Origin of the sequence: Microbacterium sp. SORGH_AS_0428, from assembly GCF_031453615.1 — a bacterium.
Lineage (GTDB): Bacteria > Actinomycetota > Actinomycetes > Actinomycetales > Microbacteriaceae > Microbacterium.
In genome coordinates, this window is record NZ_JAVIZT010000001.1 from 1,644,208 (window position 1) to 1,658,585 (window position 14,378).

13 protein-coding genes are annotated in these 14,378 nt (G+C 70.3%); 11 read left to right on the top strand and 2 right to left on the bottom strand.

What is annotated here, in order from left to right; all coding sequences use genetic code 11:
- Positions 1-4: 4 nt before the first annotated feature.
- Positions 5-991: an ABC transporter substrate-binding protein gene (locus tag QE374_RS07760; protein ID WP_309733678.1), complete on the bottom strand. Its 987-nt coding sequence runs from the start codon at positions 989-991 to the stop codon at positions 5-7.
- A gap of 207 nt (positions 992-1,198) precedes the next feature.
- A complete protein-coding gene (locus tag QE374_RS07765) occupies positions 1,199-2,107 on the bottom strand; it encodes an oxidoreductase (protein ID WP_309733680.1) in 909 nt (302 codons plus the stop codon).
- A gap of 24 nt (positions 2,108-2,131) precedes the next feature.
- Here QE374_RS07765 and QE374_RS07770 point away from each other — a divergent pair, with 24 nt between their 5' ends.
- From QE374_RS07770 to QE374_RS07820, 11 genes are all read left to right on the top strand, one after another.
- Entirely contained in the window at positions 2,132-3,016 is an 885-nt protein-coding gene (locus QE374_RS07770) for a MurR/RpiR family transcriptional regulator (RefSeq protein ID WP_309733682.1), read from the top strand.
- A complete protein-coding gene (locus QE374_RS07775) occupies positions 3,016-3,876 on the top strand; it encodes an EamA family transporter (RefSeq protein WP_309733684.1) in 861 nt (286 codons plus the stop codon). Before QE374_RS07770 ends, QE374_RS07775 begins: the two co-directional genes overlap by 1 nt.
- Positions 3,877-3,937: 61 nt before the next feature.
- Positions 3,938-6,184, top strand: a complete 2,247-nt coding sequence (locus tag QE374_RS07780; protein ID WP_309733686.1) for a LuxR C-terminal-related transcriptional regulator — start codon at positions 3,938-3,940, stop codon at positions 6,182-6,184.
- Between the two features lie 108 nt (positions 6,185-6,292).
- Positions 6,293-7,000, top strand: a complete 708-nt coding sequence (locus tag QE374_RS07785; protein WP_309733688.1) for an alpha/beta hydrolase — start codon at positions 6,293-6,295, stop codon at positions 6,998-7,000.
- A 24-nt stretch (positions 7,001-7,024) separates the two neighbouring features.
- Positions 7,025-8,524: an aldehyde dehydrogenase family protein gene (locus QE374_RS07790; protein ID WP_309733690.1), complete on the top strand. Its 1,500-nt coding sequence runs from the start codon at positions 7,025-7,027 to the stop codon at positions 8,522-8,524.
- The gene (locus tag QE374_RS07795; protein WP_309733691.1) at positions 8,521-9,618 is read left to right on the top strand and encodes an NAD(P)-dependent alcohol dehydrogenase; all 1,098 of its coding nucleotides are present in this window, start codon (positions 8,521-8,523) and stop codon (positions 9,616-9,618) included. The genes QE374_RS07790 and QE374_RS07795 overlap by 4 nt, the downstream gene beginning before the upstream one ends.
- A 76-nt stretch (positions 9,619-9,694) precedes the next feature.
- Entirely contained in the window at positions 9,695-10,468 is a 774-nt protein-coding gene (locus QE374_RS07800) for an IclR family transcriptional regulator (RefSeq protein WP_309733693.1), read from the top strand.
- Positions 10,469-10,601: 133 nt separating this feature from the next.
- Entirely contained in the window at positions 10,602-11,624 is a 1,023-nt protein-coding gene (locus QE374_RS07805; RefSeq protein ID WP_137418727.1) for an amidohydrolase family protein, read from the top strand.
- Between the two features lie 49 nt (positions 11,625-11,673).
- A complete protein-coding gene (locus QE374_RS07810; RefSeq protein ID WP_309733696.1) occupies positions 11,674-12,693 on the top strand; it encodes an ABC transporter substrate-binding protein in 1,020 nt (339 codons plus the stop codon).
- A 42-nt stretch (positions 12,694-12,735) separates the two neighbouring features.
- Positions 12,736-13,551, top strand: a complete 816-nt coding sequence (locus QE374_RS07815) for an ABC transporter permease (protein WP_309733698.1) — start codon at positions 12,736-12,738, stop codon at positions 13,549-13,551.
- Positions 13,548-14,375 (top strand): ABC transporter permease, encoded by an 828-nt coding sequence (locus QE374_RS07820; RefSeq protein WP_309733700.1) that lies wholly within the window; start codon positions 13,548-13,550, stop codon positions 14,373-14,375. The genes QE374_RS07815 and QE374_RS07820 overlap by 4 nt, the downstream gene beginning before the upstream one ends.
- The last annotated feature ends 3 nt before the right edge of the window (positions 14,376-14,378 follow it).

Genomic DNA, 14,378 nt, shown 5'->3' on the forward strand with positions numbered 1-14,378 from the left:
GGGATCACTGCGGCTGGATCAGCTTCGTGAAGTCGGGCTCGGCGTCGATGTACTTGTACTGCACGGCGAGGGCTGCGAGCTTCTCGATGCCGGCGTCGCCGAGGTCGGAGGTGAAGTTCGGCAGGGTGATGCCGGCCGCTGCGGCCTCCGGGATCTCGAGGTTCTTCACGATCGCGGCGCGCACGGCGTCCTCGTTGTCGGTCGCGTACTGCTGGGCCTCGGCCATCGCCGCCGCGTAGTCGGCGACGAGCTGCGGGTCGGCGTCGATCTTCTCCTGCGTGGTGAAGTTGGTGAGCACCGTCAGGCCGGGGATGGTGGCCTGGTAGGGCGAGACGACGTCGACGCCACCGCCGGAGACGATGAGCCCGCGGAAGGGGTCGGGCACCCAGCCGGCGTCGATGTTGCCGGCTTCGAGCTGGGCCTTCACGTCCGGGAAGGCGACCTCGACGAACTGGATGGTGGAAGAGTCGCCGCCGGCGTCGTCGACGGCCTTGCGGATGGTGAGGTCACCGGCGGCGCCGATGCTGTTCACCGAGACGCGCTTGCCGGCGAGATCGGCAGGGCTCGTGATGCCCGAGTCGCCGAGGGCGACGACGGAGTTGACGTCTTCGCCGTCGGCGTGGCTGGAGGCGTAGTTGCTGAAGATCACGACGCCGAGATCCTGCAGAGCTGCGCGGATCGGTCCCATGGGCTGCCCGATCGCGAAGTCGATGTCGCCGCTGAGCAGCGCGGGGATGGCCTGCGCACCGCCCTGGGCGGGGACCACCTCTACGTCGAGGCCGTGGTCTTCGAAGATGCCCGCGTCGATGGCCGCCCACAGGGCGCCCGTCTCGGCGATGGGCAGAGCGGCGACGCGCACCTTGCGCACCTCGCCGCCTCCCGCGGTGGAGTCGCCCGAGGGGGACGTGGCGGGCGCGGCGGAATCGGTGCAACCGGACAGGGTCAGAGCGGCCACGGCTGCAAGAGCGATGGCGGCAAGGGTCTTCTTCATCGAAGTGCCTCTCAGTGACGGGTAAGCAGGACGCCAACGCGAAGCATCCGTCACGCGGAGTCACCACCTCGAGCCCCCGACGCGTCGGCACCGCAGCGTGCTGACCCCCTCATGGTGCGGGGTTCAACGGGTGAAAGTCAAGAGATTCGTGACGCCCGTTTGCTTTTCGTTGAATCCGTGTCGGGCGTCAGGCCATGTTTCCTCTCCTCACCCCGGACCGTCGCTCGCCGCGGCCAGAAGCGGCACCACGACGTCGCTGATCGGAGTCAGCAGCCCGTGGCGGCGCGCGAGACGCGAGATGACCTCATTGCGGACCTCCCACTCCAGCGGCCGGCCGGCCTCGCGATCCACCAGGATCGACGTGCCCATGTCCGCCGGCGCGTCCCGGAACCCGGCCAGGATCTCCTCCAGGATGCGGTCCTCGACGAGCGCTCCCTCGGCGCGCGCGACGCGCGCGCATTCACGCAGATACGCCAGGGCAAGCTGCGCGATATCCGGCCGGGCGAACATCCCCGACCGCCGACCGGCGAGCACCATCAGGCCCGCCGTCGCGTTCTGCAGAAGCTTGCGCCACGCGGTCGTGACGTAGTCATCCTCGAGTCCCACGGCGCAGCGCGTGCCGCCAAGCGTCGCCGCGACGCGAAGGGCGGCGGGGGTGCGAGGCAGGCTGATGCGCGCGTCGCCGCGCAGCAGAACCGCGCCGTCAGACTGTCTCTGCGCGGGAAACCATACGACCGCCGGCACGATCTCGGTACCGCTCGGGACCAGTGGGGCGACGAGCTCGACCTGCTCGATACCGTTCTGCAGGACGCAGACCACGCTTCCCCGCCCGCAGAGGGCTGGCAGCCAATGCGCGGCAGCCTCGAGCTGCGTCGCCTTCACCGCCAGGAACACGATGTCTGCGACGGTCACAGACCGTCCGGGCTCGGTGCGCACCGGGCCTGGCACCTGGATGCGATGCTCACCCTCCCGGAACTCCAGGTGCGCCTGTCCGGTGCGGCCGTAGAGTCGGGGCGTCCGTCCGGCGTCGTGGAGCGCGGCGGCGATGGTCGTGCCGATGGCTCCCGGCCCCACGACGGCGACGGTCGGCGAATTCAGATCCTCGCGAGATGACATGGATTGAACGTTACGCTGTTACACATGTCTTCCCATAAGAGTAACCGCGTTACTGAGCCTGCCGAGCCATTGCAACAGTGGCTCGGCGCGGTACGCGCTCGCAGCGGTGACCTCGCGACCAGCGAGGCGAAGGTGATCGCGCTGCTGATCGCCGACCCGCTCTTCGTGGGGACGAGCACCACTGCTCAGGTCGCGGCCCGAGCCGGCGTCTCGGCTCCGAGCGTGGTGCGCGCGGCTCGGGCCATCGGGTTCGAGGGGTTCGCGGATCTGAAGCTGGAGATCGCGCGGGCTCGCGGCAGTGCGGACTTCTTCGCCCCGCCGCCTTCTCTTCATGCGGACAGCGATGCCGCGAGCGTCATGGACAACGCCGTCCGATCCGGAATCGACGCACTGTCCGCACTGAGAGGCGCCCTGATCGCTGACGACGTGCGCGCGGCGGTCAAGGCGATCCGCGATTGCGGTCAGCTGCTCTCCTATGGCGCGGGGCCTTCGGCCACGGTCGCCGCCGATGCCGTCTTCCGGATGCGCGCGCTGGGGGTGCGCACGGCGGGCGTCGTCGACCACGAGTCGGCGATGATCGCTGCCCGCCTCATGAGCCCGGGCGATGTCTCGGTCATCGTCAGTTCGACGGGCCGCACGCAGACGACGCTGGCCGTCGCCGACGCCGCGGCATCGTCGGGCGCCACCGTCATCGCGATCACCGACCGCCGCGCCACCCCTCTGACGGAGCTCGCCCGCATCACGCTCCTCACGGGAGCGGCTCCCCTCTCGACGCAGCTGGCGGCATCGGCGAGCCGTCTCGCACAGCTGACGGTCGTCGATGTGCTCGTTGCGACGCTCGCGCTCAGTGATCCGGGGCGAGTCCGACGGGCGGAGCGCGCCGGCATGGACCTCCCCGACATGCCCTGATGCCCATCGGAACGTTCGCGATCGTTCTGCTCGCAGCGTTCGCGCACGCCGGCTGGAACCTCGCATCGAAGTACAAGCGCGGCGACACCATCCTCTTCGTCGGCGCGTACACCGTCGGCTCGGCGATCCTGTGCGCACCGCTGGCCGTGTGGTTCGCTGCAGCCGGTATCCAACCGATCACACCGGCCTTGATCGGAGCGAGCGCCGTCTCGGCCGCGTTGCATGCGGGGTACTCCCTCGCCCTGCAGGCCGGCTACGATCGCGCCGCCTTCGGTGTGGTCTACCCCGTCGCCCGGGGCAGCGGCCCCCTGCTCTCGATGGGGGTCGCGGTGGCGGTGCTGGGTGAGTGGATCGGTTGGACGTCCGCAGTCGGCGGTCTGCTCGTGGTCGGCGGGATCCTCGTCGTCGCGGGTGATCCTCGGAAGATGCGCGGGGGCGACGCGCGACGCGGTGTGCTGTGGGGCGTAATGACGGGGATCGCGATCGCGGCCTACACACTCTGGGACGCCCACGCGGTCGGCCGACTCGGCCTCGCACCGGAGAGCTACTACGCGGGGACCCTCCTCTTCCAGTGCGCCCTGCTCACCCCCGGCATCCTGCGGCGTCGCGCGGGCGTGCGCACGACGCTGCGCGCGGACTGGCGGCCCCTCATCCTCATAGCCGTGCTCTCTCCGCTCGCCTACATCCTCGTGCTCACGGCGATGCAGGAGTCGCCCGTCGCCCTCGTTGCGCCGCTCCGGGAGTCGTCCATCGTCATCGGATCGCTCGTCGCCTGGCGTCTGTTCGATGAACACGACCTCGGCCGCGGCGTCCTCGGCGCGGTGGTCGTCGTGGCCGGCATCGTCGTCATCGGTCTGTGAGCGCGCGCCGATCCCGCTCCATTCACCGGGATGCATAATCGGTGCAGACGAAGGGGTCTGGATGATCGCCGAACCGCGCAGCGAGTTCGTGGGCCGCAGGGCCGAGCTCGACACGATCGGCACGCTGCTGCGCACCAGCCGCCTGGTCACTCTGACCGGCGTGGGCGGGGTCGGGAAGACGCGTCTGGCCGCGCGGGCCGCCAACGAGTTCGTGGCCGCTGCGGGGGTGACCGCCTGGTTCGTCGGACTCGACACTCTCCAGGATGCGCGCCGCGTGCCCCTGGCCGTCGCGCGTGCCCTGCCGGTCGGTGAACACTCGGCCCGAGATCCACTCGATTTCCTCGCCGATGTCCTCGCCGAGACACCGTCTCTGGTCGTGCTCGACAACTGCGAGCACCTCATCGACGCGGTGGCGGTGTTCGCCGACGAACTCCTGGATGCGGTCCCGCAGCTGACCATCCTTGCCACGAGCCGACGCCGGCTCGACGTCGACGGCGAGCAGGTCTTCGCCGTTCCCCCACTGTCGCTCACCGACGACGCCTCCCGCCCCTCCGACGCCCTCGCCCTGCTGATGGCGCGCGCCCGTGCCGCCGACGCGTCCTTCACGCTGTCGGAGCAGGAGCGGTCCGTCGCAGAGGAGTTGTGCCGCTCACTGGACGGCCTCCCGCTCGCGATCGAGCTGGCGGCGACGAGGCTGCGATCGCTGCCGCTGTCCGAGCTCAACGGTCGTCTGTCGTCGCGCTTCACGCTGCTGCGGGCCGCATCCCGCTCGGCCGTCGCCCGCCAGCGAACCCTCGGCGCGGTCGTCGACTGGAGCTATGAACTGTGCAGCCCCGAGCAGCGCCGGGCGTGGGAGGCCCTGAGCGTCTTCCGTGGACCCTTCGACCTCGCGGCCGCCGCATCGGTGGCGGAGCTCGAGGAGTCGGAGGTCGTGGATGTGGTCGACGATCTCGTCGCGCAATCGGTCATCGAGGCCGACCGCGAGAGCGGGCGCTTCCGCATGCTCGAGACCATCCGCGCCTACGGACGCCAGCGCGCGGAGGAGAACGGCGTGTGGCCGCTGCTGCTGCACCGCCATCTCGCCCACTACCGACGCCTCGCCGACGTCGCCGACGCACAGTGGTACGGCCCCGACCAATCGCGGATCATCGCGACCCAGCGCGCCGACCGGGCCGAGCTGCACGCGGCGCTCAGCACCGCGACGAAGGTGGGGGCGGACACGGCGCTCGCGCTGTTCGCCGCGCTGCGCTACCACTGGGGCGTCGGAGGGTTCCTGCCCGAGGGACGCGCGTGGGCGACGCGTGTGCTGGCACTGCCCGGCGCGGGCGCGGTGCCACGGATGCGGGGTTGGATCACGGCGGCGTGGCTGTGTCTGCTGCAGGGCGATCTGGACGAGGCGGACCTCCACCTCCGCGACGCAGAGGCGCTGCTCGCATCCGTTCCCCCACCGGAGCGTGTCGTGTTCACCGTGGAGCTCCAGCGGTGGCGCGGAACGCACGCGCTGTTCTCGGGCGATCCGGCGGCGGCGGTGGTCGACTTCGAACGGTCCATCGGCAGCGCCCTCGGCGCAGGCCTGGCGGACGAGGCGCTGCTCGCGCAGTTCCAGCTCACGACGGCACGAAGCCACCTCGGCGAGCGGGGAGCGGGGACGTCGGCCGAAGCGGCCGCGCGACACAGCGAAGCGATCGGCGAGATGTGGATGCGCTCGCTCGCGCTGTGGTCGCTCGCTCTGTCGGCGTTCTGCGACGGTGAGCTCGATCTCGCGGAGACGCAGGCGCGCCAGTCGCTGCGGGCCGAGGACGGCATCGATGATCCGGTCGGGGACTGCCTCGTGCTCGAGCTGCTGAGCTGGATCGACGCGGCACGCTCACCCACCGAGCGCTCGGCCGTGCTGCTCGGGGCGGCCCGCAGCCGCTGGCGCCGCGTCGGCTCCGACATCGCGGTGCACGGCCCGCAGATGGCGGCCCACCACGAACGGTGCGTGGCCCGGGTGCGGGCCCGCCTCGGCGACCGCGCGTTCGAGCGCGCCGCCGCGGTCGGCGAGCGCCTGACCCCCGCCGAGGCGGTGTCGTTCGCCGCATCCGCTCGCAGCGTTGCAGGCGGACTCAGCGACCGGGAGCGGGAGGTCGCCGCCGGCGTCCACGAGGGGCTGAGCAATCGCGAGATCGCCGAGCGGCTCGTGCTGTCGGTGCGCACCGTCGACACGCATGTGCAGCGCATCCTCGGCAAGCTCGGGTTCGGCTCCCGCGCGCAGATCGCGGCGTGGTTCGAGTCCAGCCGCGCTGCGGTCACGGGTGAGGTTACGTAGTCCTACGGATACCGCGGCTGCGGGCACCGGTCGACACTGAGCGTCAGACATCGTCGTCACGGAGCCGCCACCCGACGCCGGCTCCCCGGATCAAGGAAGACCGGAATCATGAGCCAGAGCCCGCATGTGCTCTTCGTCCACGGCGCGTGGGTCGGAGGGTGGGAGTTCGCCCCCGTCATCCCCCTGCTGCAGGCGCTCGGCTGGACGGTCGAGACCCTCGAACTGCCCGCCACGGGATCGACCGGGTCCCTCGCCGCCGACGCCGCGGCGCTGCGCGACCGCCTGGATCTCGCAGAGGATCCCGTCCTGCTGGTCGGCCACTCGTACGGCGGGGTGCCGGTGACCGAGGCCGGCGACCATCCCGCGGTCGCCGGGCTCGTCTACATCGCCGCGTTCGCACTGGATGCGGGAGAGAGCGTCCGGGGATCCGTCGGCGGCGAGTTCCCACCCGGGTGGCACGTCACGGGCGGCCAGGTCACCCTCGGCGCCACCCGCGAGGAGCGCGTCGCGATAGTCTCCGCCGACTTCCCGCCGGGCACTCCGGCGGAGGCGGGCGAGCAGCTCGCCGACATGTTCCGTCCGCAGTCACTCGCTTCTCTGACCGACCCCGTGACCGCGGTCGCCTGGCGCACGAAGCCGAGCTGGTACCTGCTCACCGAGAAGGACGTGCTCGTGCCGCCCGCGTTCCAGCAGGCGCTCGCCGAGCGCGCCGGATCCGAGATCGTTCGCCTCGCCAACGGACACGCACCGTTCCAGGAAGACCCGCAGGGCTTCGTCGATGCGCTGGCGCGCGTCGCCGCGAGCGCACTGGTCTGACCCCACCCACCGAAGGAGCACCTCATGACCCTCACCGACCCCGCATCCACCGCGACGGATGCGCACCCGCGCTCACGCGGGCAGCTGTTCATCGGCGGCGTCTGGCGCGACGCCTCCGACGGCGCCGTCATGGACGTCGTATCCCCCGCCACCGGCCGCAAGGTGGGCGAGGTCGCACGAGCGACCACCGCCGACGTCGACGACGCCGTCGCCGCCGCGCGGGCCGCTTTCGACTCCGGCGTCTGGTCCCGCCTGTCGAGTCGGGAACGCGCCCGCATCCTGCAGCGCGCCTACGCGCTCATGCGCGAGCGAACGGAAGAGCTCGCGCAGGCGGAGAGCCTGGATGTCGGCAAGCCCATCACGTTCGCGCGGATCATCGACGTGAACAACGCCGCGGAGCTCTACGAGTTCTACGCGAGCCTCGGCCACCATCTGGACGGCGACGTACGCGAGACGACCGGCAACACCCACGCCTATGTGAAGCGGGAGCCGATCGGCGTGGTCGCGGCCATCACGCCGTTCAACTTCCCCCTCATCCTCTCCAGCTCCAAGATCGCTCCCGCCCTGATCGCCGGCAACACGATCGTCCACAAGCCCGCGAGCGACACCCCCCTCTCGGCCCTCATCATCGCCGACATCCTGCAGGAGGCGGGCGTGCCGGACGGCGTCTTCAACGTCGTCACGGGCCCCGGCGCGGCACTCGGCGACCACTTGGTCGGCCACCCGGGTGTCGACAAGATCGCCTTCACCGGATCGACCGAGATCGGCGCACACGCGGCGGCGATCGCCGGGCGCACGCTGAAGCCGTTCACGGCCGAGCTCGGCGGCAACGCGGCCAACATCCTGTTCGCCGATGCGGACCTGAGCGCCGCGATCAACACGGTGATCTCGGCATTCGTGTTCAACTCCGGCCAGTTCTGCATGGCGGGCCCGAGGCTCCTCGTTCAGCGCCCGCTCTACGACACGGCGCTGGGCATCCTCGCCGATGCTCTTCCCCATGTGCCGTTCGGCGACCCGACGGATGAGGCGACCGTCATCGGTCCGCTCGCGAGCGCCACCCAGCTCGAGAAGGTGGCGGCGATGGTGGATCGTGCCCGCGCGGCGGGTGCGCGCATCGTCACGGGTGGCGAGCGCGCCGATCTCGGGGGCGGCTTCTACTACCGCCCGACCGTGATCGCCGACGTGCCGAACGACGCGGAGGTCGTGGCCGAGGAGGTCTTCGGCCCCGTCCTGACCGTGCAGCCCTTCGACACCGAGGAGGAAGCGATCGTCCTCGCCAACTCGACGCCGTACGGCCTGGCCTCCGGTATCCAGACCGCCGACCTCGCCAAGGCGCACCGCGTGGCCGCGCGCCTGGATGCGGGCATCACGTGGGTCAACGGCTGGGCACTGCTCGATCCCTCCGTCCCGTTCGGCGGCGTCAAGGCCTCCGGCTGGGGGCGCGAGAACGGACCCGAGGCGATGGCCTCGTACCAGCGCACCCATTCGATCGTCTTCAACCTCGAGACGGGAGCGTCGGCGTGACCGCCGGCCGCGCGGCTGTTCTCCAAGACGGCGCGCTGCGCGTCGAGGATGTGGAGTACGGGGCGCCGGGCCACGGCGAGGTGCTCGTGCGGCTCGTCGCGACGGGGCTGTGCCATACGGATCTCGGCGTGATCGCCGGCGGCATCCCGTTCCCCTCGCCCGGCGTCATCGGGCACGAGGGCGCGGGCGTCGTCGAACAGGTCGGGGCGGGTGTGAGCTCCGTGGCACCCGGCGACAAGGTGCTGCTGAGCTTCACCTCGTGCGGAGCGTGCAGCGGATGCGCGGGCGGGCATCCCGCCTACTGCGAGACCTGGCAGGCGCGGAACCTCTTCGGCATGATGCGCCCCGACGACTCGGGCACCATCACCCACGAGGGCGTCCCGGTGGCCGGGCACTTCTTCGGGCAGTCCTCGTTCGGGACCTACGCGATCGCCGACGAACGCTCCCTCGTCGCGGTGGACGCGACCGCCGATCTCACCGTGCTCGCACCGCTCGGTTGCGGCATCCTGACCGGCTTCGGATCGATGTGGAACGTGCTGGATCCGACCCCCGCCGACACGGTCGCCGTCTACGGCTCCGGCGCGGTCGGACTGTCGGCGATCATGGCGGCGGCGCACCGCGACCCCGCCGCGCTCGTCGCGATCGATCTCGTCGACGAGCGACTCGCGCTCGCCCGGCGGCTCGGTGCGACCCACACGATCAACGCGGGCATCGAGGACGTCGCGGCCCGGCTCGCTGAGATCACCGGCGGACACGGTGTCGACCTGAGCTTCGACACGACCGCGAGCCCGCGCGTGGCTCGGAGCGCGCTGGATGCCGCCGCCATCCGCGGCACGGTCCTCGTGTGCGGCGCACCCCCTCCCGGCACGGAGATCCCGGTGGACATCCAGGGGATCCTGACCGGGAAGGTGCTGCGCGGTGTCACGATGGGCGACACGCTGCCGCAGCAGCTCATCCCCGAACTCGCCCGTCTGCACGGCGAGGGCAGATTGCCGCTGGAGCTGTTGGAGAAGACGTACACGCTCGATGAGATCGAGCAGGCGGTCGCCGATATGCACCACGGCGTGACGGTCAAGCCGGTCATCGTCTACTGACCCGTCGCCGAACGGATGCGGGCGGCCGCCGACAAGGCCCGTCCGCATCCGTTCGGCGCGCGCATACGATGTCACGATGTCGATGACGACATCGGAACCCCCTCCCCCACCCGCCCTCGCCTCAGTGGACCATGCGCTGCGCCTGCTGCTGCTGCTCGGCGATCGACCCGAACTTCGCGTGACCGAGGCCGCCGCTCGCCTCGGCGTGGCCCCATCGACCGCGCACCGCCTGCTGACGACTCTCGCCGCCCGTGGATTCGTCACCCAGGACCGGATCTCGAAGGTCTATCGCGTAGGACCGGCGCTGATCGAGATCGGGGTGCACAGCACCAGCTCCATCGACCTGCGCGCTGCGGGTGAGCCGCACCTGAAGGTGCTCAGCCAACGGATCTCCGAGACGGTCAATCTCCTCGTCCGGCAGGGGGACTCCGTACGCTTCGTCGCGGGTTTCGAGGCGGACCAGCAGGTGCGCACGCAGGTGCTGACCGGCGCACTGCTGCCCGCCTACGCCACCTCGGGAGGCAAGGTGCTGCTGGCGGAGCTGTCCCGCGAGGAGCTGCGCGCCCTGTACCCGCGCGGCCTCCGGCGCCTGACACAGCGCACCCGGACCTTCACCCAGCTCATGGCGGAGCTTCCGCTCGTGATGATGCGCGGCTTCGCCGTCAACGACCAGGAGAGCCGCGACGGACTGTCGGCGATCGCCGTCCCGTTGCGCGCCCGGGACGGACGCGCGATCGCCGCGGTGGCGATGTCCGCCCCCAGTGCACGCCTGGGCGCCGAGCGGATGCGGGAGCTGGTCGTCGAGCTGCGCGCGTGCGCGTCGGCGATCCGCGGCGACCTGGCCCGGTGAGCCCCGCGCACCCGCCCGGATTCCGCAGGGCGGAATCCGCCCCCGCGCGCCCTTGCCCGCTCCGGGCGACGGGGATTGGCTTGCTCGCGTTCCGGCCACGACGAGGTGAGCCGGCGAGAGAGGATCCGAGCCGATGAAGATCGACGCCTTCTGCCACCTGTTGCCGGCCGAGTACGCCAAGCGACTCTTCGCCATCGACGACAGCCCCGTGGCCCGCAACATCCAGAAGCGGGTGAGCGGTGTTCCTGCCCTCGTGGACATGGACGAGCGGTTCCGGATCATGGACGAGTTCGGCCCCGACTACCGGCAGATCGTGAACTCGGCAGCACCGCCGCTGGAGGATCTCGGACCCACGGCGCGGACGGTGGAGCTCGCGCGGATCGCGAACGACGGGATGGCGGAGCTCACCCGGGACAACCCCGACCGCTTCGCCGGGTTCTGCGCCGCGGTGTCGCTCAGCGACGTCGACGCCGCGATCGCGGAGGCGGAGCGCGCCTTCGACGAGCTGGGCGCGGTGGGCGTCCAGATCTACACGCACGTCAACGGCGGCCCGATGGACCAGGAGCGGTTCTTCCCGTTCTACGAGGCGGTCGCCGCACGCGGCGACAAGATGATCCAGGTCCACCCCTGCCGCGACTCCAGCTGGTCGGACTACAAGACCGAGGCGCGCTCGAAGTTCGAGATCTGGTGGACGTTGGGCTGGGAGTACGACCTGTCGGCCTTCATGTCCCGGCTCGTGTTCTCCGGAGTGTTCGAGCGGCTGCCCGACATCAAGATCCTGATCCACCACGGCGGCGCGATGATCCCCCACTTCGCGGGCCGGATCGGACCGGGCTGGGACCAGCTCGGCTCGCGCACCCCCGCCGATCAGGCGGAGGACATCGAGGGCTATCCCCTCACCGAGCGCCCCATCGACGCGTTCCGCCGCTTCTACGTCGACACCGCGTACTTCGGAGCGGGCGACGCGATGCGCACCGCCATCAAGTTCTTCGGCGTCGATCACACGCTCTTCGCCAGCGACACGCCCTTCGATCCCGAGAAGGGCCCCGGATACATCCGCTCCACGATCGCCAACCTCGAGGAGATGGACATCATCGACGACGCCGACCGAGCCGAGATCTACCACGGCAACGTGTCGCGTCTGCTGGGGCTGTGACACCCGCACCACCCGACCGAGCTCCCGCTCACACAGAAAGAGGCAGACAATGACGTTCCTGACCCTCCGCCGGACCGTGGCCCTGACCGCGGCCGCACTGATGACCCTCTCCCTCGCGGCCTGCGCGGGAGCCGCCGAGCCCGCTGGCGGTGATGAGACGGGCGCTCCGGAGAAGGCGAATCTGACCATCGCCATCAACCCGTCCTCGCAGTTCGCACCGCTGTACTACGGCATCGAGGAGGGCATCTTCGAGAAGCACGGGCTCACGCTCGAGATCACCCCGCAGACGGACGTCGCATCCATCGTCTCCGGTGTCGCCAGCGGAACCTACGACTTCGGCTTCGCCACCGTCGTGCACGTGCTCACCGCGAATGCGAACGGCATCCCGCTGCGCGCCGTGTCCACGATCGAAGGGCAGATCCAGCCCGACGACGAGGGGACGATCACGATCGCCTCGCCCACCTCCGGGATCACCGACTACGGGGATCTCAAGGGCAAGCGCGTAGCCACCGTGGGACTGTCCTCTCACAACACGCTGACGCTGTGGGAGCTGGCGAGCCGCGACGGCGTGGACGCGAGCTCGATCGAGCTCGTGCAGATGCCCTTCGGCCAGATGGCGGCGGCCCTCGCCAACGGCGATGTCGACGCGGCGGTCATGCAGTGGCCGTTCGCGGCCGACGCGCTCTCGGCGGGCGGTGTGACGCTCGGGTACAACAACCGCGAGATCTTCAACGGCGCGGCGACGACGCTCTTCAACACGTCGCAGTCCTTCATCGATCAGAACCCGAAGACCGTGCGAGCGTTCTCGGACGCGATGATCGAGTCGATCGAAGGGGCATCGGCGAACGAGGATGCGGCGCGCTCCGCTCTGGAGAAGGGGATGGGAGTGACGGCCGAGCAGGCCGCGGCCGCGCGCTGGAACATCGGCGGCGATCCCCGCCTGACCGTCACCGGATTCGAGACGGCGCGCGACCTGCTCGTCAAGTTCGGCACCGACCAGTCCCTGACCGACGCCCTGAAGAACCTTGACGTCGACTCGGTCGTGTGGCCCGGCGCCCTGGAGAACTGACATGACGTCGCACTCCTTCCCCGCCCGTGAGAAGGCCGGCGGATGAGGGGCGCAGCGCGTGAGCGCGGCCTCGCCGTGGTGCTGCCCCTGCTGGCCGTGGCGATCGTCCTCGTCGCCTGGCAGCTGGCGACATCGACGGCGCTGGTGAGCCCGACGCAGTTCCCCTCCATGACAGACTCCCTCGCGGCCCTCCTCCAGGAACTCACGACGCCGCGACTGTGGTCCGCCGTGGGGGCGACGCTCATCGGCTGGTTCTTCGGCATGGTCATCACGATCACGCTGGGCCTGGTCGTGGGCACGGCGCTGGCACACAGCGACATCGCCCGCCAGAGCGCAGCACCCGTGATCGAGACCTTCAAGGCGATCCCCGCGATCGCCGTACTGCCGCTGGTGATCCTCGTCGCCGGCTCCACGCTGCCGATGAAGATCTTCCTCATCTGCTTCGCCGCGTTCTGGCCGTTCGTCATCCAGGTGATCTACGGCGTGCGCTCGATGGATCCCGTCGTGGCGGACACCGCCAAGGCGCTCGGAGTGCGCGGCATCCGGCGTTTCCTCGTGGTCAGCATCCCGAGCGCGTCGCCGTACCTCGTCACCGGGATGCGGATCGCCTCGGCGCAGGCGCTCATCCTGGCGGTGGTGGCGGAGATCGTGGGCGGCGCCGCGGGCGTCGGGCGCAACATCCTGCTCGCCGAGAACGCCGGGGTGAGCGCCTACCCCACGATGTACGCGTACATCATCGTCGCGGGACTGCTGGGCATCGCCCTCACCGGAGCGTTCTTCCTCATCGAGAAGCGGTTGATGCACTGGCACGAGTCGCAGCGCAACATGCGGCTCGAGGCGAAGGGGGCGCGCGCATGAGCCGGCTCACCACCAGCACCGTTCCCGTGCCGCGCCGCCGCTCGGGTCCGTTCGCCTCCCGCCTCGTCGGTGTGCTGCTCGCGCTGTGGCTGCCCGTCGTCCTGATCGCGGTGTGGTGGTTCGTCTCGGCCGGCAGCACGTCGCCGTTCTTTCCTCCGCTGTCGCGAATCGTGCAGGAGACCTGGAACCAGTGGGTCGTCTACGGGGCGTGGACGAACCTCATCGCGAGCGTCCGGAACCTCGTCCTGGGCTACCTCGCGGGCGTCGTCATCGGCCTGGTCGGCGGCACCGTGCTGTGGCGGTGGCGACGGGTGCGCCAGGCGGCGAACCCGCTCATCTACTTCCTCTACGTCCTGCCCGCACCGGCTCTGCTTCCGGCGATGATCGCGATCTTCGGGATCGGCGAGATGCGGCAGATCGCGCTCATCGCGCTGGGGTCCATCTGGCCCACGCTGCTGAACACGCTGGACGGGATGCGGGGGATCTCGGGCACGGCGTTCGACACCGCACGCGTGCTGCGCCTGGGCGGGATCCGTACCTTCTTCCGCGTGGTGCTGCCCGCCGCTGCGCCGCAGATCGCGGCGGGGATGCGGGCGAGCCTGACCATCGCCATCGTGCTGATGGTCGTGAGCGAGATGGTCGCTGCCCGCTCGGGCATCGGCTACTTCATCCTGCAGGCGCAGGCGGAGTTCGCGATCGTGAAGATGTGGACCGGCATCCTCGTCCTCGCACTGCTCGGCACTGTCCTGAACTACCTCTTCGTCGTCGTCGAGCGCCGCGCCCTGCGCTGGTACTACCGCTCGCGGGCCGCGAACGGATCCTAAGGA

What these genes read in the sequence shown, in the direction of transcription:
- QE374_RS07760 (WP_309733678.1), bottom strand. Translation starts at nt 991, where the DNA reads ATGAAGAAGACCCTTGCCGCCATCGCTCTTGCAGCCGTGGCCGCTCTG.
- QE374_RS07765 (WP_309733680.1), bottom strand. Translation starts at nt 2,107, where the DNA reads ATGTCATCTCGCGAGGATCTGAATTCGCCGACCGTCGCCGTCGTGGGG.
- QE374_RS07770 (WP_309733682.1), top strand. Translation starts at nt 2,132, where the DNA reads ATGTCTTCCCATAAGAGTAACCGCGTTACTGAGCCTGCCGAGCCATTG.
- QE374_RS07775 (WP_309733684.1), top strand. Translation starts at nt 3,016, where the DNA reads ATGCCCATCGGAACGTTCGCGATCGTTCTGCTCGCAGCGTTCGCGCAC.
- QE374_RS07780 (WP_309733686.1), top strand. Translation starts at nt 3,938, where the DNA reads ATGATCGCCGAACCGCGCAGCGAGTTCGTGGGCCGCAGGGCCGAGCTC.
- QE374_RS07785 (WP_309733688.1), top strand. Translation starts at nt 6,293, where the DNA reads ATGAGCCAGAGCCCGCATGTGCTCTTCGTCCACGGCGCGTGGGTCGGA.
- QE374_RS07790 (WP_309733690.1), top strand. Translation starts at nt 7,025, where the DNA reads ATGACCCTCACCGACCCCGCATCCACCGCGACGGATGCGCACCCGCGC.
- QE374_RS07800 (WP_309733693.1), top strand. Translation starts at nt 9,695, where the DNA reads ATGTCGATGACGACATCGGAACCCCCTCCCCCACCCGCCCTCGCCTCA.
- QE374_RS07805 (WP_137418727.1), top strand. Translation starts at nt 10,602, where the DNA reads ATGAAGATCGACGCCTTCTGCCACCTGTTGCCGGCCGAGTACGCCAAG.
- QE374_RS07810 (WP_309733696.1), top strand. Translation starts at nt 11,674, where the DNA reads ATGACGTTCCTGACCCTCCGCCGGACCGTGGCCCTGACCGCGGCCGCA.
- QE374_RS07815 (WP_309733698.1), top strand. Translation starts at nt 12,736, where the DNA reads ATGAGGGGCGCAGCGCGTGAGCGCGGCCTCGCCGTGGTGCTGCCCCTG.
- QE374_RS07820 (WP_309733700.1), top strand. Translation starts at nt 13,548, where the DNA reads ATGAGCCGGCTCACCACCAGCACCGTTCCCGTGCCGCGCCGCCGCTCG.